Below are 21,126 nucleotides of genomic sequence, written 5' to 3'. Positions count from 1 at the left end.
TTAATAATCGGTTTTAGGGCGTGTTTTTAACAAACTGACCAGCCACGCCATTGTGCAACCACATATTAAGCCTAACGTATGCGCAGTATTGGCCATGTTGACCCACAGTATGTCAGCGTAACCAATGACCAGCCACACTAGCATAAAGCCAACAATCGAATTGGGTAGACCTAATTTCCAGTCGGGACGCAGCCAACCAATCCACCACACAAAGCCGAGCAGGGCATAGACGACTCCCGATAAGCCTCCGAAGTGCACACCGGTGGCCATATATTGTCCGTAATTAGAAATAATCCCACTGAAAAAATACAACATAAACAGCGCAGTACTGCCAAAACGTTGCTCGATTTTTGAGCCGAGCATGCCCCACCACAGTAAGTTAAAGACAATATGCAAAATAGAAAAATGCAATAACGTGGGGCTAAACAGTCGCCACCACTGATGGGTTTCAGCTAATACGGGCAGTGGTTGAAAAGCCAGAAAGTTATTTACCTGCATAAACCAGCCTAAACTGGCGGTGATATAAAACAAGCCGCACAACAATAGAATGATTGAGGTGAAAGGCGCTTGTTGGCAAAACTGAATGGCACGTTCCGGCGACACCTTAACAGATGTGCGCATATTAACAGCAGTACCGGTTTGCCAGGCCGATTGCTGATATTTTTTGTCCAGCGGATTTTGCAGGAAGGCCTTGATTAACTGGTTGGCTTTTTCTTGCTGACTGGTATCGAGTAACTCTATCCCGTGCGGGTGTTCTCCCGCCTGGTAACGATAACTGACATGTAATCCTTCGGATTGTAAGTAGTTACACAATAAACGGGCGTGGCTTTCATGCCCGAAATTAATCAGCATTGCTGGCCGTATCGTAGGGCTGTGTGCTCTTCCAAGCTTCGAAACCACCATCCATACTGTACACTTGTTCGAAACCTTGGTGGATTAGATATTGCGCGGCTTGTTGACTGCTTACTCCGTGATAACAGCAAACAATCACCGGGGTTTCAAATTCGGTATCAGCCATAAATTGATTGAGACTACCATTGGTCAAATGCCATGCATCTTTGATATGGCCTGCTGCAAAGGATTGTTCATCCCGTATATCGACTAAACGCGCCTCACCCCTAGCCAGTTTTTGTGCCGTTTCACTGACTGAAATATGTGCAAACTGCTCCATTACCACTCCAGAATAACTTTACCTGATTGACCCGATGCCATGGTTTCGAATCCTTGCTGGAAATCATTAACCGACATTTTATGGGTGATGATAGGGGATAAATCTAATCCACCTTGAATGAGACTGGCCATTTTATACCATGTTTCAAACATTTCACGTCCGTAAATGCCTTTAATCACTAAGCCTTTAAAAATAACCTGATTCCAGTCAATTGCCATATCCCCGGGAGGGATCCCGAGCATGGCAATTTTGCCACCATTGTTCATTTTTGCCAGCATATCATTAAATGCTGATGGCACACCGGACATTTCCAATCCAATATCAAAGCCTTCCGTCATGCCCAGTTCGTTCATCACTTGCTTTAGGTTATCCCGGCTAACATTAACTGCGCGAGTCGCGCCCATTTTTTTCGCCAGCTCCAGTCGATAGTCGTTTACATCGGTGATAACGACATGGCGGGCACCGACATGGCGAGCCACCGCCGCAGCCATAATACCAATTGGGCCAGCTCCGGTAATCAGTACGTCTTCGCCAACTAAATCAAACGATAATGCGGTGTGTACTGCATTACCAAAGGGGTCAAAAATAGATGCAAGATCATCACTGATGTTGTCCGGAATTTTAAATGCGTTAAAGGCGGGTATAACCAAATACTCGGCAAAAGCGCCGGGGCGATTGACACCCACGCCCACGGTATTGCGGCATAAATGACGTCGTCCTGCACGGCAATTACGACAATGACCGCAGGTAATATGACCTTCACCAGAGACGCGATCACCAATAGTAAAGCCACGTACTTCCTGACCCATATCAACGACTTCACCGACATATTCGTGACCCACCACCATAGGCACCGGAATCGTTTTTTGTGACCACTCGTCCCAATGATAAATATGCATATCGGTACCGCAAATGGCCGTTTTGCGAATTTTGATTAACAGATCATTATGACCGACCTCGGGTTGTTCAACATCGGTTAACCAGATGCCTTTTTCGGCTTTAAGTTTACTCAGGGCTTTCATGCGATCACTCCCAATTCTTTGCCTACCTCAATAAAGGCATCAATTGCGCGGTCAAGTTGCTCTTTGGTATGAGAGGCTGACATTTGCGTGCGGATCCGGGCTTTATTTTGTGGCACCACCGGAAAGGAAAATCCTACTACGTAAATGTCGCGTTGTAGCATTTTATCGGCCATTTGGCCCGCCAACTTGGCGTCACCTAACATTACCGGGATAATCGCGTGATCGGCGCCTCCCAAGGTAAATCCGGCATCCGTCATGCGCTGACGAAAATAAGCACTATTGTCGCGTAATTGATGACGTAATTGATGGCTTTGAGCTAACAAATCAATCACCGCAATTGAGGCTGATACGATCGCTGGTGCTAACGAATTAGAAAATAAATAGGGGCGGGAACGTTGACGCAACCAGTCTACCACTTCCTTGCTTGCCGAGGTATAACCCCCTGATGCGCCGCCCATCGCTTTACCGAGTGTGCCGGTGATAATGTCGACTCTGTCCATCACATTGCAATATTCATGACTCCCCCGGCCATTTTCACCAATAAAACCCACTGCATGGGAATCATCCACCATGACTAATGCACCGTATTGATCGGCTAAATCACAAATGCCGTTAAGATTGGCAATGACTCCGTCCATGGAAAATACCCCGTCGGTGGCAATTAAAATATGCCGGGCATTATCAGCTTTGGCCTGTTTTAACTGTTGTTCCAGTTCGGTCATATCATTATTGGCGTAGCGATACCGTTTGGCTTTGCATAAGCGCACACCATCAATGATACTGGCATGGTTGAGCGCATCGGAAATAATCGCATCTTCAGGACCCAAGAGGGTTTCGAATAAACCGGCATTGGCATCAAAACAGGAAGAATAAAGAATCGTATCTTCCATACCCAAGAATTGACTGAGCTTTTGTTCCAGGGTTTTGTGAATATCTTGAGTACCACAAATAAAACGTACCGAGGCCATGCCAAAACCATGGCTGTCCAGACCTTCTTTAGCCGCATTGATTAGAGTGGGATGGTTGGCTAAACCAAGGTAATTATTGGCACAAAAGTTTAATACCTGCTGACCTGAACTAATGCCGATGTCTGCTTGTTGCTGGGTGACGATGATCCGCTCATCTTTATATAAACCTTGCTCTTGTGTATCACGGATTTGTTGCTGGATCTGTGCATAGAAATCGGCTTTCATGGATTGGCCTCGCTACTGATAATTGGCGGCTATTCTAATGGAATTGCGATATAAAGGTAATGGTGGAGAGAACAATCAACCGTCAGGTAAATTGTACAAAGAGTTAAACCTTATCCATGTTATCCCAGATCCCGTTTTTTAGCATATCGGGCATTAAGTCATATAATTCAGTTTCCATTATGGGTTTGGCGATAAAATAGCCTTGACCTATTTCACAATTCATTTCTTTGAGCATATTCAACTGCGTCAACGTTTCCACCCCTTCAGCCACGACTTTCATCCCCAATTTTTGAATCATGGCAATGATGGAAGAGACAATTTGTCTATCAGCTTGTCGATCTGTCATGCCTGAAATAAAACTCCGATCGATTTTAATAATATCCACTGGCATTTGTTTTAAATAAGCCAGCGATGAGTAACCAGTACCAAAATCATCAATAGAAAAGGTGAATCCCAGTTTCCTCAAATCAGACATGATAGTGAGTGTATTTTCAATATCAGCCACCACAGTTCGTTCGGTCAACTCAAGTTCGATTTGTGAACCATCCCGGTTAAAATCTATCAATAGCTGCTTTAAAAAGGGTAGCAGGTTGGGATCAAGTAATTGCACCGCAGACAGGTTCACCGCTACGCGTTGATGCTTAAAACCAAGTTGCTCCATTTTCGATAGAATAATAAAAGCCCGCCTTAATCCCCAGTAACCCAGCTGGATCATGTTTTCAGAGTTTTCCAGAATAGGAATAAATTCATCAGGCGGAACCAGACCTTTGTCAGGATGATGCCAGCGGATAAGTGCTTCAAATCCCACTAATTTACCGGTGCTTATTTCTATTTGTGGTTGCAAAGCGAAGCTAATATCCTCGTTTTCGATTGCTTCACGCATCTCATCTTCGATTTGCACTCTACCGATAACTCGCTGATACATCTCATGATTAAACAAACTATAACGATCACCCCCACGATCTTTTGACGTATACATCGCCATATCAGCTTGTCGAATCAAATCTTCTACCTGGTCGAGCGGGTTATTGGTCACTACAATACCTATACTGGTGGTGACATAAAATCGTTGTCCAACAATGACCATTGGCTGATGGAAACGATTGATAAGCCGCTCGGCAATTAGCATCACATCGTCCAACGACTCTTGATCCTCCAAGACCACCACAAACTCATCACCGCCAAACCGACAAACAAAATCAGATTTGTTGATTGTTTCCTTTATACGTCTAGCCGCTTCCATCAGGAATGAGTCACCAATATTGTGGCCGTGGCTATCATTGATTTTACGGAAGTTATCAAAATCGAGAAACATAACAGCGACTTGTCTTGCTTCACCAGCCAAGGCAAGAATGGATTTTTTTAACCTATGGTTAAGCATATTCCTATTGGGTAAACCGCATAATTGATCATACATGGCGATGTTTTCCAGTTCGCGGGTATTGCGTTCAATTTGACGGTCAAGGGATTCAAGTTCGTGACAGAGTAAAGTTGCAGATTCCTGTAAGTTATCTATTTCATCAGTAAAAAAGTAACTACTAATATATTGGTGATGTTGGAAATCGTCGTAGCGCTTTTCGGCAAGCAATGGCAGGCTGCGAGTTATAGACAATAAACGCCGTTGTAAACGTTGGGTGAGTACAAAAAAAGCGAGAAAAGAGAGACTAATGACAGTAATTGATACCCATATGATCTTCGCTTGAAAGTCGGTATGAAGCTGACTGGATTCTGTTATATCGTGAATAAAAGTTAAAAAGTGGCTACTTTGTTCGGACGCTCTAATTGGTAGCATGTTGATTAGATATGTATGCTGATTGTTGCCAACTCGAACACCTTGGTGAATAACATTTTCGACACTGATATTGGCGTTAATTTTATTGAATAAATCTATGATAAATAGTTTCTGAGACGCTGCTATTGGAGGCTGTATATCCAATTCTTTTATCGGTGTTGTAGCCCACTGCTTTCCACTCATTTTCATTATAACCATATCAGCGTGGGTAGCTTGGTTTAACGAAGCTAGGGTTTCTTGCAGTGAATTACTGACAGCCAATACTGCAATTTCTTTCTGATCAATTAACAGCGGAATAGAAAAAAATTGTTCACATACAGGATTACAACGTACATTAGTTTGAGAGCGTTGTTGTTTAAAGGTTTGGATGACATCGGACTGTAATTCATCAGGTATGCTTGCAGAGGAAGAGAAATACAATTTTTTCTGATTATCAAATAACCAAATATTATTTATTTGCCAATGTAATTGTAGAAAATCAAATTCATTTTCTAAAAAAAATGCGGTGGCTTCTATGTTGTTACCATAGTTTTTTTGAAAATGAACAAATGCTTCAAACCATGCTTCAATACGGTTACGCAGGAGTTCATCTATAACTTGTAATTGTCTCTGATCTTGATTTCTAAGCTGCTTTTGTAAATTTAAAAAATCCTGATCATTTTTGTTAATCCAACTATTAGTAATAAGCGCACTAACCAGTAAGAAAAAACCTGACAGAAGCCCTAATATTTTCCAGGGGAGGCTAAGTGAAAATTTCATTATTAAAACCAGTACATTAACTGAGCAGCCCACATATTCCAGTACTCACCATGGTTGCTGACTAAGTCAGGTACCAACACCGGAGCTAATCTTCCGCGTCCTTTTACTCGATGAAACTCTACTGCCAATTTCCATTGCGACTGAATATTCCACGCCAGACCAATAGTTGCGGTATCCATATAGCCAAAATAATTTGGGATAGTATTGTTACTCTGTTGCTGGCGACGTTGTCCATTGCGATCATTTTTGTCCAGATCAAACAGATCAATGCGGGAATATCCGTCCCAACTTTCATTTAAGTGATAGGTAGCCTGAAGATAACCGCCCTGTGATTTCGATTCATTGTGAAATCCGGGATAGATAATGTCATCGTAAATGACGCGTTCCTGCATAATTTCTGTTACAAGATCCCATCTATCTGCGCCGTATTTTGCGTTGAATATAATGCGTTGTACCCGAGCTTCGCCATCTCCGAGCATATCCTCTGGGCCCTGCAAATATTCAAATTTTGAATCTAGTAGGCTTATTCCCAATTGCAGATTGGTTTCCTTGGGACGAAAATAGGCACTAAGTTTATGATCAAACTTTAGGTCAATATCACCGTGAGCCCATTGGCTGAATAAGTTTTGAGTTTGTGATTTGTCTACAGGGGTGTTGCCATACCCCCAATCAATATCCCACTCACCAAACTGACTGTTAATACTGGCCCGCAACGCAACGCCATCAGAACCCAGGGCGATATCCCGAAAGACGTCAAAATAGATTGATTGAGGTAAAATTATCGACGGGCGGGTATGAGGAACGTCACGGGTGGAGGAATATAACCAGTGATAATTTTTAAATCGGCCAATATGAGCATTTAGTTGCCAATCCAGCTTTGACACAATGGACCAATCGATAAATAAGTAATCAAGCCGTATGCCATCCGAATAACGATTGTCACCGTTTAGATAGACAGCTTGACCTGACAGTCTCAGTTTATTATTTATTTGGTAGGAGGCATTGATGCCCATCTCGGTTAGTTCAAAAGACGGTTGGCCATCCTGATTAATAAAGTTACTGCTTTTGGCTTGGGTAATTCCTTGTGCAATAAATCCATGCCAATTAAAATCATTTGCTTGTGTGTGTTTTGAATAGGCGACGGAAAACAGGACGATCAAAGCTAAATGACAAATGTATTTCATTAAACTCATTTTTCTTCCTTGATGTTAACTAAGTTGATATTGATTAATTTATCCAATCCTGAAAAATAACCAATGGCTCCAGGGGTATTGGCTACCCGCTGCTGCATTTCAAGCATGTCACTGACCATGATTGGTCGCTCCCCTTGCCCAGAGTAGACTAATTTGTTCCAAAGTCGCTCTAGTTGATAAGGGAATAAGTCCAGTACTGATTTTGTAAAGTATTGGTGATATGAATTGTTGGTATTCAAAACAAAAACGGTGATGGGGTCCCCATTTGGCCAATTATTTTGCCGCATAGTAAAAATTCTGCGTAGTTGTGCGATAGAAAGTTGTTTGACTGAAACAGATGGATTGACACCTACAAAAACCTGATTGGAAGGTTGTGAAATACTGGGTAGGGGATGGCTTACAAGCACGATCCCTAACAGAAAAATTATCATCCGTGATGCCCTAATCAGCACATCGATGCCCCTTTGGTCATGGTAACTACTTATAATAGCTAATGTTTTAGTTTTTTAGTGTAGCTGCTTGATATTATAATGAGTATAAATTTGTTTAAATAATGAAGTTGATAAATGTGCTAAAAATTCCAATCGTTAACTTATGTGAGTCACAGTGAAAGTTACCTTCGCCCGCTGGTTTTACACATTCATCATGCTATTGCTATTACCGTTATTGGGGATATATCTCTGGCGGCAAAAGAGGGCGTCGGGGCTTGATAACGATGCTGAGTGCTTGCAACGCTTAGGATTCGGGGTCGCTAAGGGGGCTGCTAAATCATCCGGAGGGTGGGTGTTTCACTGTGCTTCGGTGGGTGAGGTCGTGGCGGCATCCGGTTTAATTAATAGGTTACTTGCACAGTATCCCAACTTGTCCATTTCGATTACGACTGCGTCTGCAACGGGAGGGCAGCGGGTTAAACAATTATTTTCTGAGCGGGTCAGCCATTACTATTTACCGGTTGATTTACCTTGGTGTATGGCCAGATTATTAACACAGTTAAAACCACAAAAGCTCATTATCACTGAAGTTGAGCTTTGGCCTAACATGCTTCACCAGTGCGCAATTCGGCGAATACCGGTTTACATTCTCAATGCTAGAATGACCGAGCCATCTTATCGCAGAATGCAGCGTTTAAGCTGGTTGTTTCAACCTATGCTTAGCTCACTTCGCTATGTCGGGGCACAAGGACAGCGTGATTATGATAACTATCTGCAATTAGGTTTATCACCGAAAAAACTATGTCTAACAGGCAATATCAAATTTGATTTGCAGCTAACGGATGAAGATAAAGCACAGGCAAAAGAAATCCTTGAGCAATTCAATTTACAGCAGCGACCCATTTTAATCGCTGGCAGCACTCATGATCCAGAAGAACAACTGATGCTGGATGCCTTTCAGCATTTAAAACAATCCATACCGGATTTGTTGTTGATTTTGGTACCTCGTTACCCCCAGCGTTTTGAACCAGTTTTTCAATTATGCCAGCAAGCTGGTTGGACGATTGTCAGAGCGTCGTTGCAGCAGCCAGTTAGTCAACAAACTGATATCTTTCTAGGGGATGCAATGGGATTGTTAAAATCCTTATACGCGGCAGCCGACGTGGCTTTTGTTGGTGGCTCTATTGCACAAAGAGGTGGGCATAATCCTTTGGAGGCGGCTATTTGGTCAGTGCCAATCTTAATGGGTCCCAGTCAGTTTAATAATCCGCAAATTTGCGCATTGTTAATGGCGCAAAAAGGCATGCAGGTGATTGAAAATTCGGCTCAAATAGTGAATGCCGCCCAGTACTGGTTTGAACATAATGCAAACCGGAGCGAAGCCGGTCAGCATGCTCATCAGGTGATTCTCGACAATAGCGGAGCATTAGCGAAAAGTTTGGCGATGCTTGAACATTAATCTGAGCTCGAAAAAGTAACCTTACTCAAGCCACTGATCGATCTTGTCGAACACCTCACTGACCTGAATCTGTGCCATTAAATTTTCACCTTTGGCTCTGGCTCCCCAAGGCAATTCAGTCCAGGGCTTACCTTGTTGCTGCTCGATGATTTGATCATAGACTGAGACTACTCGCTGCTGATCTAAATACGGGCCAGTGCGACGCGGATTACTATGGGCATATAGTCCAATCACCGGGGTACCCGCTGCAGTTGCCATATGTGTTGGGCCGGTGTCAGGAGCAATGACTAATTGCGCCTTGCCGATTAACGCAAATAATTGTTTGAGCGACGTTTGACCCACATAGTTAGCGCTAAAACAATCTGTATGAGCCAAAATGTCTTGGCTAATTTGTTGGTCTAATTTGCCCGGACCACCACATAAAATGACGTTTTTACCTTTACTGACCAAATACTCTGCCGTTTGGGCATAACGTTCGGCTAACCAATTACGTTCGGCCTTGCTGGCGGCAGGACTGATAATCACAAATTTACCTAGTTGCCTCGCCTGTTCCTCCGCCCACGCCTGGTCTTGTTCTGAGAGCGGAATCGGCCAATGGGGAGTGGTAGAGATTGGAACACCTAATGCGTCAGCAAAAGCCATAAAACCATCTAAAACATGGGCGTGGGGCTGGGCGGTAATGCGTTTATTGGTAAAAAGCCAATGTAATTCTTTGCTGCGGCGCCAATCGAACCCGATTTTTTGTTTAGCGTTTATTGTGCGTGCGGCCAGATTGGCTCGAAAGGCGACTTGCATCACTAATAACGTATCGAATAATTGACCTTGTAAGTCGTCTGCCAGTTTTTTATATGCTTGGACGCCAAGGCTTTTATCAAACACCACAAAACGAATACCAGGCATATCACCAACCAGCTGGTATTCTATTTTTCCGATAATCCAAGTCAGTTCAGCTTCAGGCCAATGTTGCTGGATGCGCGCCACCATGGCCACAGCATGACAAACATCACCGATAGCAGACAGGCGCAGAAGGCATATTTTTTTCACTAAATTGCACACTTAAACGGATAAACCGCTGAATATTTTGATGATTTGATTACAATGTGGAATCTATCATAAGTTATGGGGCGTGTTTATCTTTCATCTACCCCATTATAAAATAATCAATATGAGAAAAGCCTTTCTCAATTAAACCCTGATGGGATGGTATGTCGGACATTCAGATAATTAGCCAAAATAGAACAACCATCCTGTTTGACGCAGACATTGTCTCCAATCCCGATGTATTGTTATTTGATCCCGAACACTGGCGAGCGCAACAGAGCCTGACTGGTGAATCAACAGGGCGCGGAACCACCTATTTTTTTCACTATCAACAACATGAAATGGTCCTGCGTCATTATCGACGGGGAGGGGTGATTGGCAAAATACTACAGGATCAATATCTTTATACTGGCTTAACGCAAACACGGGCTTGGCAGGAGTTTTATTTATTGGCCAAGATGCAACAATCTCAATTGCCAACCCCTGTTCCTGTTGCGGCTAAAATTGAACGCAGGGGCGTCGGGTATCGAGCGGATTTGATTACATTAAGAATTCCGGCCAGCCAAGATGTTTTTCAACTGTTGTGTCAGCAAGAACTGTCAGCACAACAGTGGGGCAAGATGGGGCAAACCATCCGACAATTGCATGATCAGCAGATATTTCATCATGATTTAAATATCCATAACCTGATGTTGGATCAACAGGGTAAAATCTGGATTATCGATTTTGATAAATGTCAGCGCAAAAACGGCCATGTATGGAAGCAACAAAATCTAGAGCGACTATTGCGTTCATTGTGCAAAGAGAAGCAACGGCAGCCCTGTTTTTATTGGCAGGAAGATGATTGGGAATACTTATGTGAAGGTTATAACGGCTACAAGTAATAGTTAAATTGAGCATAGAAAACCGAGTCCCATTCACGGGGTTGCAAATCAACTTCACTGCCAGTAATTGTGGTACCCAGCTTAATTAACCAGTTATCTAGTGGAAATTGGTAATAACCACTTAATTGAATCAACTTTTCTTGTTGACCAGCTAATAAAGGTGAAGGGCGCACCCCATCTTTATTTAAATCAGCATAATGCGCAGTGATAGCATAAGCGTTACCATTGGCTAAGTGGCGAGTCAGTCCTATAGACGTGACATTGGCATCACTATCGAAGGTACTACCAATCGCACGGCCGTAATGACGGTAACCTGATTTATACAGGCTATGTTCATAATAACAATTAGTGATAGTTGATTCTGATGCTCCACACACCACATTGGTATCGGCGTTTTCGATAAACAGTTTGTTACCCCATAGGTAGGTTGATAAACCTACTAATAATGCCTTATCAGTAATTTTGTAGTAATCGACAGCATCTTCACCAATTTGTTGGGCGTATAAACTGAGTGGCTGATTGAACAGGGTAAAACTGTAGCGAATATCATAGCCAGCTAATTGATTCCCGGCCTTAGTGTCTAAACTGTCATCGCATTGCTTGGCATTGTTGGCGCACTCTGCTCGAAACGTAAGTACTTTAAATAAATCACTAAAGCCATTGCCCTGCCCATTGCCTCCCCACATTGCGGTCCAGGACAAGCCGATTTCTAATCCAGTTAGTGGTTGGAAGTTTACCCTGCTAGCCCATAATCGAGCGTTGTCTACGGCACGGTCATCACCTGTTTGACCGATTTGCGCAGTAAAATACCAAGGTCCTAAAAAATTAAGCCATGAATCTGCTGAGACGGTCGCTTGTGAACGTGATAGTGCTACGGAGGTTATTGGTCGAGCATTAGTGGATAAGATAAGGCTAGAAGCATTACCCGGCCCCCACCACTGATCAATTGCACCTAAGCGTAAATTCCAATCACCAAATTGATAGGCCACGTAGCTTTGGTCTAAATTTTTCTCGCCGCCAGGTTCAAAATTAACTGACAGTTTTGCAGCCCAGTGTCCCATTGTTGAGTCATTGATTACACTAAATGCAGCGTTGTTGCCTTTTTCTTCGGCAAAATCAACAAAGCGTTTTTTAGCATTAGCGGCATACAGCTTTAAAAATCGTTGGGTATGATTGTTTTTTTGTTGATTGAAATAATGTTGCAGACGGTTGGCAGCAACTTGAGCTTCGGCACTTAATTGGCTGATGTCGAGTGAGGATAATTGTGTATCTATACCTTTCCAAGGTACCGGAAAGGTGCTCAGGGCGACATTAAGATAGCCCTGTTCCACCAGTGTTTGTAAATCTCGATATAATAAAGGTTCTGTGGTTCCTATCCATGGAGAGGCGTATGAAGCTTGTATTGAGTAAAGCAGGCTGAAACAAGTTAAAACAAAGACTCGGCAAAATTTAAATTTATTCATATGATGCAACGTACCCAAACAAAAATGATAGGTAAAAAACGGGATATTCTAGCATTACACAACCTTATAAAGGCGTTAATTTATCTGAATTGTGATAATATTTCAGTGAGTATTTCATATTATACTCATTGAAATTCATGACTTTGAATTACATATACTCCATAAACACAGCGTGACATACGACTATTTGCACCTTACTCCGGATAGATAATAGGGAAACTTTGAAAAAATATTTATTTTATATTTCGCAAAACTATTCTTTTCAAATATTGCGTCCAATTCAGGATGAAATCATCAAAAGGGGTGATCAAGTTGCCTGGTTTATTGAAGGTAACGATGTCAATCGAGATTACTTCCGTGAAAACGAATTGTTGTTAGGTTCCATTGATGAAGTCGTGCGTTTTAATCCTTACGCGGTTTTTGTGCCCGGCAATGTTGTTCCTGCTTTTATCCCGGGGTTAAAGGTTTCTCTACATCATGGTTTTATGGGCTTTAAAACTCGTGCCAAAGATAACGTAAATTATTTTTTTGTTATCCGTGATTGTTTTGACTTGTATTGTACTTACGGTCCAACTACCACAGAACCTTACAAAGTTTTAGCCAAGCAATTAGGGCATTTTAGAGTACAGGAAACCGGCTTTTCCAAAATGGATCCCTATTTTAATACTTCAAAATCCAGTAACCCGGATAAACAAAGACCTATTATTTTGTTCAGCTCAACGTTTTCGCCGCGGATGACTCAAGCCCCGGCACTGATTGATACGATAAAACAGTTGTCACTAAGTCGTGAATGGGAGTGGAAAGTGACTTTTCACCCCAAGATGGATAAATCAGTGGTAAACGCCTATAAGGCTATCCAACACGACAACCTAACCTTTATTGAGACTGATGACTTAACTCCCTACATGCTGGAAGCGGATTTAATGCTGGGTGACAATTCATCGATGCTTATAGACTTCCTGTTATTGGATAAACCGGTGGTAACATTCAAAAATGAACATCCGATGCCGCATTTACTTAATGTGATAGAAAAAGAAAAGCTACATGAAACCATGCAATATGCGCTTGGGAAACCGGAAGAATTAATGGTTAAGATTCGTGATTATGCTCAACAAACTCACCCCTATACAGATGGTAAATCGAGTGTCAGGGTATTAGATGCCGTTGACGCTTTTTATGAAGATCAAACGCCTTTATTACCTAAACCCCAAAATCGTATCCGTAACCTGAAATTACGCAAAAAACTCGGTTACTGGAAACTTTAACGGCGCTACGTTAAGCTTTCGCGCAAAATAAATGACGAGAACACTATGCATACCAAAGCCGTTTATCCCGGTACTTTTGATCCTATTACCAATGGTCATATCGATTTAATCGAACGTGCGGCCAATATGTTTGCCCATATTACAGTGGGAATAGCTTCAAACCCCAGCAAAAAGCCGTTATTTAGTCTGGAAGAACGCGTTGAGCTGGCGCGTCAGGTGACCGCCCATCTGGATAATGTTGAGGTTGTTGGTTTTACCGGTTTGTTAGTTAACTTTGCCAAACAGTGCCAAGCAACGGTGTTAATTCGTGGTTTGCGTGCTGTGTCGGATTTCGAATATGAATTCCAACTGGCTAATATGAATCGTCGTTTGAGTCCGGAATTGGAAAGTGTATTTTTAACCCCATCGGAAGAGAATGCATTTATCTCTTCCACACTGGTGAAAGAGGTTGCTTTGCATAAAGGCGATGTCAGCGGTTTTTGTCATCCAATCATAGAAACAGCGTTGCGAGAAAAGTTTGCCGATTAACGCTGGCAGTTAGGACAATAAAAACTGTTACGCTGACCAATAGTAATGGATTCGATCAAGCTATCACATTGATGACATTGTTCACCTTTACGTCCATATACCTGTAATTGCTGGGCAAAATAACCAGGTTTACCGTCGGCCTGAGCGAAATCTTTAAGGGTGGTTCCCCCTTGCTGGATCGCTTTTGCTAGCACGATTTTGATTTGTTCAGTGAGTTGGTGATACTTTTTTTTGCTGACCTTGCCGGCGGCTTTACGTGGATCAATACCGGTAAAGAATAAGGCTTCGTTGGCATAGATATTACCTACACCGACCACGACTTTGTTATCCATAATAAAATTCTTAACCGCAACCGATTTACCACGTGACAGTTCAAATAACCGTTGTTGGTCAAAGTCTTCCGATAAAGGCTCTGGGCCTAAATGACTCAGCAGAGTATTTTGCGGTTGATCTGCCGGTTGCCATAAACAGGCACCAAAACGGCGCGGATCGTTAAAACGCAAGCAAACACCGGTATCAAGCACAATATCTATGTGATCATGTTTTTGTAATGGAGTGGTGGCATCAATCACCCGTAATTTACCTGACATACCTAAATGCAGAATAATACTGCCGGCACGGGTATCAATCAGAAGATATTTAGCCCGACGGCGGATAGTGTTGATGGTTAATCCGCAAGCTTGTTGGATTTCCTGCGGAACCGGCCAACGCAATGTGGGTTGGCGTACAATAATTTGGCTGATGGTATGGCCAATCATATGGGGACTAATGCCTAAGCGGGAAACTTCTACTTCTGGTAACTCTGGCATTATTGGATCTCCAATGGGATAAAGCTAGACAAGGATTGATGTTTTACCAGATAAATTTGCTGTTGATGCTGTACCAGTAAATCTTCACCCTGAGGGAGGACTTTGTATACTGCCCCTTGTTCTTGTCCTGCTAACCAGATAGTCACAATGTAAGGTTGGCTGAGCTGTCCATCGATCGGTTGGCCAATGGCCTGTTGCCAATGGATATTAATATTGTTGAGTTGGGATTCATTCAGATTCAAACCAGGAACGGCTCGCCATCCACGACCAATGCGTTCAATCTTATGGGTACCGTAATCGATCGCCATGATTTCGCTGGATTCAGGTAATAATAATTGACTCTGAGATTGCTCTGCATTTTGCAGCAACATGCGATTGGAGGTGCTAAATAGCAAGATCATAAATAGAGTGGCAAAAATCAGTACATTATTCCAGCCACGTCTGGATAATCGAATCATTGGCTTTCCTTTTTGGCTAGTTTGATTCCGCGTATCCTAGTTTACGCTTATTTCTAAACGCAAAAAACCCGGCTAAAAAACCGGGTTTCTCGGGAGACAAAAAGCAAGTCAATTACTTGATTTTTGCTTCCTTGAACAAAACGTGCTGACGAATTTTAGGATCAAACTTTTTGATCTCCATTTTGCCAGGCATATTACGTTTGTTTTTGTCTGTGGTATAGAAAAAGCCTGTACCAGCAGTAGATAGTAATTTAATTTTATCACGCATGGGTGGATTCCTTAAATTTTCTCGCCGCGGGCACGCATGTCAGCTAATACTGAATCAATGCCATTCTTATCGATAATACGCATACCTTTAGGGGTAAGACGCAATTTTACAAAGCGGTTTTCGCTTTCAACCCAAAAACGGTGGTTTTGTAGGTTTGGTAGAAAACGACGACGGGTCGCATTTCTAGCGTGTGAGCGGTTGTTACCTACCGCTGGACGCTTACCTGTTACTTGACATACTCTGGACATTATTGTCTCCAATTACTTAAATACTGCTTCAACACGTCATCTGCACGCGTCGACAAATTTCACGCTAGTGACAAGAGGGCGCATTTTATACAGTAATCACCCCGCCAGATCAAGTTTTTTCCTCTTTAAATGTTGGTCTTTAAATTGATTTCAATGTCACCAGCCGGCGTTTGTTTTCTTTGTTACTTCTTAATTTGAATAATATTTGCAGCCAGATTTTTTGGAAAGGGCGCTGGGACGTTTCTCTTCGTCGAGAAATACGATCAATTTCACTACCAAATGCCTCTTTTGAGGTAATCGCATAAGGCAATAATCCATAGACTTGTAAATCTGCCTCCCACCAATGTTGAATGTCCACATCAACAGGCCGACCAAATTGTTCGGATTTTGCTAGCAGTTTTTTAGCTCCAGCCAAGCTTACTAATTGGGCGCATGTTTGCGAAGGTAATTTTCCATAGGTTACCAACTGCATATCGTCGATATTTTGAATATGAATAGGGTGGCGCGTACGTCGGTGACCTGCCAGTTTAATATAATCCCATTGATGATGAGTTGTTTTGGCAATTTCAATCGCTTTGGTCAAATCTCCGGTTAATGAAAAATCGTCCTCCAAAATTACCGCGAAATTGAGACCTTCATCTACGATTTTTTGCCAGGCTTTACGATGGCTTAAATAACAGCCAATTTCACCATAGTTCAGGTCTTTATGGTAAGTGCGATTGTTGAGTGTCGCACTATAGTTTGGAATTAAGCCATTGGTGGCTAATGCGTTACCATTAACTGCTTCAATACGCTCGAATTCTATACCTGCTTGCTTAAGGCTATCACTAGAATGGGCTAAGCGTTCCTTTGAGTGGACCAGATTGATAAGTAATGTTTTATATTGGCTAGGCACAAAAAATCAACTTTTGAGTTATCACTGTATATTTAATCCATTAACTGCTTTGGGCGTTATATTATGCCATTTTATCAGTGCTGTAGATAAGCCTGATTGACAAATTGATGAGGTATTTATGGTTTACAGTAACCCCCGCTCCGCAAAGGAGACCGCTGTACTATCACCAATAACAAAATGATCCAGTACACGAATATCGATTAATGCCATGGCGTCGATAATACGTTGGGTTATCTGCTTATCAGCCTGACTCGGTTCGGCAACCCCAGACGGGTGATTATGCGCCAGAATAACTGCCGCTGCGTTTTTGTCTAACGCCAGTTTTACCAACACTCGGGGATATACTGCCGCACAATCGATAGTGCCGTAGAATACGGGTTTGAATTCGATGACCTGATGCTGGCTGTCCAGTAGTAGCATGGCGAAGACTTCGTTGGGTTCATCGCGCAACTGATTGATCAAATATTCCCGTGTCTGTGACGCACTGCTAAGGGCCGTGCCTTTGGGTAACTGTTCTGCAAAACAACGACGGGACATTTCGACAACGGCTTGCAGCTGAACATATTTGGCCGGTCCCAGTCCTTTATGTTGGCAAAATGTCGACTGCCTGGCGGCAAGCATCGCCCGAAGGCTACCAAATTGATTAAGTAAACTACGAGAGAGTTCTACTGCACTCATTCCAGCAATGCCAGTACGCAGAAAGATAGCGAGTAGTTCTGCATCAGATAATGCAGATGCTCCCCGTGCCAGTAGTTTTTCACGAGGGCGTTCTGCTGCGGGCCAGTCAGTAATTTTCATGCGGCGCACTCCATGCGATTAAATCGTCTACAGCAATTCCTGTGTTTTCCTTAAATGCAAAGAATAAATCGATTCAATTGAGATAATAGGTATTGATAACGTTAGCAAAAAGGCAATAATTCAGCCATTAACGACCTGTTATTAATTTATGCTAATCTACTCATCCTCGGATCCAGAATGAATGTATCGAATGCCACAACGAGCTTGTCAATGAGTGTACTGAACAATAAAAATATTCTGTTAGGCATCTGTGGCGGTATCGCTGCTTATAAAACACCGGATTTAGTGCGCAAACTTAAAGCCGCTGGAGCCAATGTCAGAACCGTGGTAACTCAATCCGGTAAAGCGTTTGTGAGTTCATTGTCTTTGCAGGCGGTTTCAGGTTATGAGGTGGCGGACGATTTACTCGATCCTGCCGCTGAAGCTGCAATGGGCCATATCGAATTAGCTAAATGGGCTGATTTAGTCTTAATCGCTCCCGCTACCGCCAATATGATCGCAAAGTTGTCTCATGGCCTAGCCGATGATTTATTATCCACATTATGTTTGGCAACCGCCGCTCCAATCGCGGTAGCCCCTGCCATGAACCAGCAAATGTGGCGCGCCACGGCCACCCAACAAAATTTGCAAATATTAATCCAGCGGCAGGTCCGCATTTTCGGACCTGCTGAAGGTGAGCAGGCTTGTGGTGATGTGGGAGCCGGTCGTATGTTGGAGCCAGAACAACTTGTTGATGCGGTCAGCCAGTGTTTTATCCAACCTATTTTAGCCGGTAAACGTATTTTAATTACTGCGGGCCCGACTCAGGAAGCCATCGATCCGGTACGTTATCTTAGTAATCATAGTTCCGGGAAAATGGGTTATGCATTAGCCCAAGCAGCATTGGACTTGGGAGCAGAGGTGAGTCTTGTTTCCGGTCCAACCGCGTTAACCGCTCCAATTCATTGCCACACAACACAAATCAAAAGTGCCGAACAAATGTATCAGGCAGTTATGCAGCAAGTGAATGACTGTGATATTTTTATCGGCTGTGCCGCGGTAGCCGATTATAAAGTGGCTGAGCAAGTGTCACAAAAAATTAAGAAAGACAATGATAAGTTATCACTTACTTTTGTTAAAAACCCTGATATTCTTGCCAGTGTTGCTGCGTTGCCAAATCCACCTTTTACGTTGGGATTTGCCGCAGAAACCCAGCATGTGGGCCAGTATGCGCAAGATAAACTACGTAGAAAAAAATTGAATATGATCGCGGCCAATGATGTGTCTGATCAAAGTATCGGGTTTAATAGTAATCACAATGCCTTAACGATATATTGGCCCGATGGGGAACAACGTTTGCCAAAAAATGATAAATATAATTTGGCATGCCAATTACTTACTTTACTGAATCAACATTATAACAATGCATAAAATCGATCTTAAAATACTCGACCCGAGAATGGGTACCACCTTTCCATTGCCAGAATATGCCACTCCCGGTTCAGCCGGATTAGATTTACGCGCATGTCTGGATAACACCTTAACTATCGAGCCTGGTGAAACCCATTTAATCCCCACCGGATTATCTATCCATATTGCCGATCCTGGCTTATGCGCTACCATTTTGCCGCGTTCCGGCTTGGGGCATAAACACGGTATCGTGTTAGGTAATTTGGTCGGATTGATCGATTCTGATTATCAAGGGCCGTTAATGGTATCAATGTGGAACCGTGGCCAACAAAGCTTCAATATTGAACCCGGTGATCGTATTGCCCAGTTAGTGATACTGCCGGTGATTCAAGCTAGCTTTAACGTGGTAAATGAATTTTCAGAAAGTGAACGTGGGCAAGGCGGCTTTGGCTCGTCGGGTCGTCAATAATAAGGATATCCCATGGCTGTTCAAAAACGCTCTAACCGACGTGCGCAAATCCTACAATCTCTAGCCAGTATGTTGGAAACCAATCCGGGACAACGGATCACTACGGCTAAGTTAGCCGCTGAAGTCGGTGTATCCGAGGCTGCGCTATATCGTCACTTTCCCAGCAAAGCGCGGATGTTTGAAGGGTTAATCGAGTTTATCGAAGAAACCTTGTTTTCGCGGATTAATAAGATTCTGGATGAAGAAAAAGAAACCACCGTCCGCTGCCAACTAATTCTGCAATTATTATTGGGCTTTGCAGAAAAAAATCCCGGGATCACTCGTATTTTAAATGGTGATGCACTGATGGGTGAGCAGGAAAGATTGCGGGCCCGTATCGCCCAATTGTACGAACGTTTAGAAACTCAGTTACGGCAGGTATTGCGTGAGCGAAAACTGCGGGAAGGCAAAACCTTAGGCACCGATGAAAGTCATGTGGCCAATATCTTGGTGTGCTTCGCGGATGGACGTATTAATCAGTTTGTACGCAGTGAGTTTACCAAACGGCCAACAGAAGGTTTTAGTGAGCAATGGAAGTTTATTAAAAACCAGTTTTTTGCCTGATGTACATTTTTGCTTAATTATTGAATCATAAAAAACGCGGCATTAGCCGCGTTTTTGTTTGCATATATATACCGGTTGGTAGGCTAGTTTTTTCTACCAAAGGTCTTCCCAAAGAAATCACCTTCATTCCATTTAGGGCGCTCGATTTGATTGGCGATACTTAGACCAATCTGCGCATTTACCTCGGCAAACTTTTTCGCTGCTTTCCAATTAAAGTCCTGATTCATATCATCGGACGGTTTGTGATAGTTGGTATGTAAGAATTGAGCAAACAGTTTGCCGCCATCAACGTTAGGATCGGTTGAGGTCCAGCCGGGAACCACAAACACCGAAGGCACACCTTGCTTAACGAAGGCATAGTGATCGGAACGGGTAAAGATGGCTTGTTCTGGCATGGGGTCTGGGCTTAAGGTCAAATTGGCTTTCTGTGCCGCTTCACTAACGGTTTTTTGCAGGTCACTATGATTGGCACCAAAAGCAATGATGTCACTGAATTCATAAGTTAATACCGGCATATCCAGATTGACGTCCGCGACGATATTGTCAATTGGCAGTGTAGGATTGTGAGCAAAATAATCGGCACCCAATAAGCCTTTTTCTTCACCGGTCACCGCCAAGAATAATATTGAGCGTTTCGGAGTAGGACCTTCACTGATCATTCGAGCCGTTTCGATTAGCATGGCAGTACCGGTGGCGTTATCCATTGCGCCATTATTGATTTTGTCCTTCGCCACCGATTTGGCAATACCGAGATGATCCGAGTGAGCGCTATAAACAACAAACTCGTTTTTCAACTCAGGATCGCTACCCACCAAGACGCCTGCTACATTGGGGCTAGTAATCAGTTTGTGAGTACTGGTTTTACTCATTTCGACACTAACCGGTAAATCGAACCCGACAGGGGATTTATCTGCTTCCAGTTCCTGATAAATTTGTTCCAGACTCATCGGTGCATTGGCAAACAGCTTGGCGGCGGCTTCTTGACTGA

Annotated in this window: 23 protein-coding genes; 7 read left to right on the top strand and 16 right to left on the bottom strand. The window is 43.0% G+C overall.

Annotated features, from left to right (window positions below; translation table 11 throughout):
• From glpG to ACTD55_RS16950, 7 genes are all read right to left on the bottom strand, one after another.
• A complete protein-coding gene (glpG, locus tag ACTD55_RS16980; protein ID WP_438865523.1) occupies positions 1 to 852 on the bottom strand; it encodes a rhomboid family intramembrane serine protease GlpG in 852 nt (283 codons plus the stop codon).
• Positions 842 to 1,171 (bottom strand): thiosulfate sulfurtransferase GlpE, encoded by a 330-nt coding sequence (gene glpE / locus ACTD55_RS16975; protein ID WP_438865522.1) that lies wholly within the window; start codon positions 1,169 to 1,171, stop codon positions 842 to 844. The genes glpG and glpE overlap by 11 nt, the downstream gene beginning before the upstream one ends.
• The gene (tdh, locus tag ACTD55_RS16970; RefSeq protein ID WP_438865521.1) at positions 1,171 to 2,193 is read right to left on the bottom strand and encodes an L-threonine 3-dehydrogenase; all 1,023 of its coding nucleotides are present in this window, start codon (positions 2,191 to 2,193) and stop codon (positions 1,171 to 1,173) included. Before tdh ends, glpE begins: the two co-directional genes overlap by 1 nt.
• On the bottom strand, positions 2,190 to 3,386 hold the full coding sequence (locus ACTD55_RS16965; RefSeq protein ID WP_438865520.1) for a glycine C-acetyltransferase: 1,197 nt from the start codon (positions 3,384 to 3,386) through the stop codon (positions 2,190 to 2,192). The genes tdh and ACTD55_RS16965 overlap by 4 nt, the downstream gene beginning before the upstream one ends.
• A gap of 103 nt (positions 3,387 to 3,489) precedes the next feature.
• Complete coding sequence (locus ACTD55_RS16960) at positions 3,490 to 5,937, bottom strand: EAL domain-containing protein (protein ID WP_438865519.1); 2,448 nt, start codon at positions 5,935 to 5,937, stop codon at positions 3,490 to 3,492.
• A gap of 2 nt (positions 5,938 to 5,939) precedes the next feature.
• Complete coding sequence (locus ACTD55_RS16955) at positions 5,940 to 7,130, bottom strand: TonB-dependent receptor (protein WP_438865518.1); 1,191 nt, start codon at positions 7,128 to 7,130, stop codon at positions 5,940 to 5,942.
• The gene (locus ACTD55_RS16950) at positions 7,127 to 7,561 is read right to left on the bottom strand and encodes a substrate-binding domain-containing protein (RefSeq protein WP_438865517.1); all 435 of its coding nucleotides are present in this window, start codon (positions 7,559 to 7,561) and stop codon (positions 7,127 to 7,129) included. The genes ACTD55_RS16955 and ACTD55_RS16950 overlap by 4 nt, the downstream gene beginning before the upstream one ends.
• 175 nt (positions 7,562 to 7,736) lie before the next feature.
• On the opposite strand from ACTD55_RS16950, the gene waaA reads away from it, so the two are divergent.
• Entirely contained in the window at positions 7,737 to 9,020 is a 1,284-nt protein-coding gene (gene waaA, locus ACTD55_RS16945) for a lipid IV(A) 3-deoxy-D-manno-octulosonic acid transferase (protein WP_438865516.1), read from the top strand.
• A gap of 21 nt (positions 9,021 to 9,041) precedes the next feature.
• Here the strand turns inward: waaA and ACTD55_RS16940 are convergent, their stop codons facing one another.
• A complete protein-coding gene (locus ACTD55_RS16940; protein WP_438865515.1) occupies positions 9,042 to 10,064 on the bottom strand; it encodes a glycosyltransferase family 9 protein in 1,023 nt (340 codons plus the stop codon).
• Between the two features lie 161 nt (positions 10,065 to 10,225).
• On the opposite strand from ACTD55_RS16940, the gene ACTD55_RS16935 reads away from it, so the two are divergent.
• Entirely contained in the window at positions 10,226 to 10,945 is a 720-nt protein-coding gene (locus tag ACTD55_RS16935) for a 3-deoxy-D-manno-octulosonic acid kinase (RefSeq protein ID WP_438865514.1), read from the top strand.
• On the opposite strand, the gene ACTD55_RS16930 is transcribed toward ACTD55_RS16935, so the two are convergent.
• Positions 10,936 to 12,408, bottom strand: a complete 1,473-nt coding sequence (locus tag ACTD55_RS16930) for a capsule assembly Wzi family protein (protein ID WP_438865513.1) — start codon at positions 12,406 to 12,408, stop codon at positions 10,936 to 10,938. The two genes, ACTD55_RS16935 and ACTD55_RS16930, sit on opposite strands and share 10 nt — an antisense overlap.
• Before the next feature lie 221 nt (positions 12,409 to 12,629).
• On the opposite strand from ACTD55_RS16930, the gene ACTD55_RS16925 reads away from it, so the two are divergent.
• Together ACTD55_RS16925 and coaD are read left to right on the top strand one after the other, a co-directional pair.
• Positions 12,630 to 13,673 (top strand): CDP-glycerol glycerophosphotransferase family protein, encoded by a 1,044-nt coding sequence (locus ACTD55_RS16925; protein ID WP_438865512.1) that lies wholly within the window; start codon positions 12,630 to 12,632, stop codon positions 13,671 to 13,673.
• A gap of 45 nt (positions 13,674 to 13,718) precedes the next feature.
• On the top strand, positions 13,719 to 14,201 hold the full coding sequence (gene coaD, locus ACTD55_RS16920; protein ID WP_438865511.1) for a pantetheine-phosphate adenylyltransferase: 483 nt from the start codon (positions 13,719 to 13,721) through the stop codon (positions 14,199 to 14,201).
• Here the strand turns inward: coaD and mutM are convergent.
• From mutM to radC, 6 genes are all read right to left on the bottom strand, one after another.
• Positions 14,198 to 15,010 carry a bifunctional DNA-formamidopyrimidine glycosylase/DNA-(apurinic or apyrimidinic site) lyase gene (mutM, locus tag ACTD55_RS16915; RefSeq protein ID WP_438865510.1) on the bottom strand — a complete coding sequence of 271 codons (813 nt, stop codon included), beginning with the start codon at positions 15,008 to 15,010 and terminating at the stop codon, positions 14,198 to 14,200. The two genes, coaD and mutM, sit on opposite strands and share 4 nt — an antisense overlap.
• Positions 15,010 to 15,468 (bottom strand): hypothetical protein, encoded by a 459-nt coding sequence (locus tag ACTD55_RS16910; RefSeq protein ID WP_438865509.1) that lies wholly within the window; start codon positions 15,466 to 15,468, stop codon positions 15,010 to 15,012. The genes mutM and ACTD55_RS16910 overlap by 1 nt, the downstream gene beginning before the upstream one ends.
• A gap of 112 nt (positions 15,469 to 15,580) precedes the next feature.
• On the bottom strand, positions 15,581 to 15,736 hold the full coding sequence (rpmG, locus tag ACTD55_RS16905; protein ID WP_416306869.1) for a 50S ribosomal protein L33: 156 nt from the start codon (positions 15,734 to 15,736) through the stop codon (positions 15,581 to 15,583).
• Positions 15,737 to 15,747: 11 nt separating this feature from the next.
• Positions 15,748 to 15,984, bottom strand: a complete 237-nt coding sequence (rpmB, locus tag ACTD55_RS16900; RefSeq protein ID WP_416306870.1) for a 50S ribosomal protein L28 — start codon at positions 15,982 to 15,984, stop codon at positions 15,748 to 15,750.
• Between the two features lie 139 nt (positions 15,985 to 16,123).
• On the bottom strand, positions 16,124 to 16,879 hold the full coding sequence (locus ACTD55_RS16895; RefSeq protein WP_438865508.1) for a glycosyltransferase family 25 protein: 756 nt from the start codon (positions 16,877 to 16,879) through the stop codon (positions 16,124 to 16,126).
• Between the two features lie 123 nt (positions 16,880 to 17,002).
• Positions 17,003 to 17,677 (bottom strand): RadC family protein, encoded by a 675-nt coding sequence (gene radC, locus ACTD55_RS16890; protein ID WP_438865507.1) that lies wholly within the window; start codon positions 17,675 to 17,677, stop codon positions 17,003 to 17,005.
• A 210-nt stretch (positions 17,678 to 17,887) separates the two neighbouring features.
• On the opposite strand from radC, the gene coaBC reads away from it, so the two are divergent.
• Genes coaBC through slmA form a run of 3 tightly spaced genes read left to right on the top strand, consistent with a single transcriptional unit; the run spans position 17,888 to position 20,138 of the window.
• The gene (coaBC, locus tag ACTD55_RS16885; protein ID WP_438865506.1) at positions 17,888 to 19,087 is read left to right on the top strand and encodes a bifunctional phosphopantothenoylcysteine decarboxylase/phosphopantothenate--cysteine ligase CoaBC; all 1,200 of its coding nucleotides are present in this window, start codon (positions 17,888 to 17,890) and stop codon (positions 19,085 to 19,087) included.
• Positions 19,080 to 19,535, top strand: a complete 456-nt coding sequence (gene dut / locus ACTD55_RS16880; RefSeq protein WP_438865505.1) for a dUTP diphosphatase — start codon at positions 19,080 to 19,082, stop codon at positions 19,533 to 19,535. Before coaBC ends, dut begins: the two co-directional genes overlap by 8 nt.
• 12 nt (positions 19,536 to 19,547) lie before the next feature.
• Positions 19,548 to 20,138, top strand: a complete 591-nt coding sequence (slmA, locus tag ACTD55_RS16875) for a nucleoid occlusion factor SlmA (protein WP_438865504.1) — start codon at positions 19,548 to 19,550, stop codon at positions 20,136 to 20,138.
• An 83-nt stretch (positions 20,139 to 20,221) separates the two neighbouring features.
• On the opposite strand, the gene ACTD55_RS16870 is transcribed toward slmA, so the two are convergent.
• Positions 20,222 to 21,126, bottom strand: a 905-nt coding sequence (locus ACTD55_RS16870; RefSeq protein WP_438865503.1) for a M20/M25/M40 family metallo-hydrolase, incomplete at its 5' end; no start/stop codon positions are given.

Source organism: Neptunicella sp. (genome assembly GCF_048268085.1).
Classification (GTDB): Bacteria; Pseudomonadota; Gammaproteobacteria; order Enterobacterales; family Alteromonadaceae; genus Neptunicella.
Note: the sequence above shows the minus strand (reverse complement) of the source record. Positions and strands in the feature narration are given on the sequence as shown.

Excerpts from the sequence above, each read along its gene's own strand:
- rpmB (WP_416306870.1), bottom strand. The coding sequence starts at position 15,984 with ATGTCCAGAGTATGTCAAGTAACAGGTAAGCGTCCAGCGGTAGGTAAC.
- ACTD55_RS16960 (WP_438865519.1), bottom strand. The coding sequence starts at position 5,937 with ATGAAATTTTCACTTAGCCTCCCCTGGAAAATATTAGGGCTTCTGTCA.
- dut (WP_438865505.1), top strand. The coding sequence starts at position 19,080 with ATGCATAAAATCGATCTTAAAATACTCGACCCGAGAATGGGTACCACC.
- coaBC (WP_438865506.1), top strand. The coding sequence starts at position 17,888 with ATGAGTGTACTGAACAATAAAAATATTCTGTTAGGCATCTGTGGCGGT.
- slmA (WP_438865504.1), top strand. The coding sequence starts at position 19,548 with ATGGCTGTTCAAAAACGCTCTAACCGACGTGCGCAAATCCTACAATCT.
- ACTD55_RS16965 (WP_438865520.1), bottom strand. The coding sequence starts at position 3,386 with ATGAAAGCCGATTTCTATGCACAGATCCAGCAACAAATCCGTGATACA.
- radC (WP_438865507.1), bottom strand. The coding sequence starts at position 17,677 with ATGAAAATTACTGACTGGCCCGCAGCAGAACGCCCTCGTGAAAAACTA.
- ACTD55_RS16955 (WP_438865518.1), bottom strand. The coding sequence starts at position 7,130 with ATGAGTTTAATGAAATACATTTGTCATTTAGCTTTGATCGTCCTGTTT.
- ACTD55_RS16935 (WP_438865514.1), top strand. The coding sequence starts at position 10,226 with ATGTCGGACATTCAGATAATTAGCCAAAATAGAACAACCATCCTGTTT.
- ACTD55_RS16910 (WP_438865509.1), bottom strand. The coding sequence starts at position 15,468 with ATGATTCGATTATCCAGACGTGGCTGGAATAATGTACTGATTTTTGCC.
- glpG (WP_438865523.1), bottom strand. The coding sequence starts at position 852 with ATGCTGATTAATTTCGGGCATGAAAGCCACGCCCGTTTATTGTGTAAC.
- ACTD55_RS16930 (WP_438865513.1), bottom strand. The coding sequence starts at position 12,408 with ATGAATAAATTTAAATTTTGCCGAGTCTTTGTTTTAACTTGTTTCAGC.
- rpmG (WP_416306869.1), bottom strand. The coding sequence starts at position 15,736 with ATGCGTGATAAAATTAAATTACTATCTACTGCTGGTACAGGCTTTTTC.
- glpE (WP_438865522.1), bottom strand. The coding sequence starts at position 1,171 with ATGGAGCAGTTTGCACATATTTCAGTCAGTGAAACGGCACAAAAACTG.
- mutM (WP_438865510.1), bottom strand. The coding sequence starts at position 15,010 with ATGCCAGAGTTACCAGAAGTAGAAGTTTCCCGCTTAGGCATTAGTCCC.
- coaD (WP_438865511.1), top strand. The coding sequence starts at position 13,719 with ATGCATACCAAAGCCGTTTATCCCGGTACTTTTGATCCTATTACCAAT.
- ACTD55_RS16950 (WP_438865517.1), bottom strand. The coding sequence starts at position 7,561 with ATGATAATTTTTCTGTTAGGGATCGTGCTTGTAAGCCATCCCCTACCC.
- tdh (WP_438865521.1), bottom strand. The coding sequence starts at position 2,193 with ATGAAAGCCCTGAGTAAACTTAAAGCCGAAAAAGGCATCTGGTTAACC.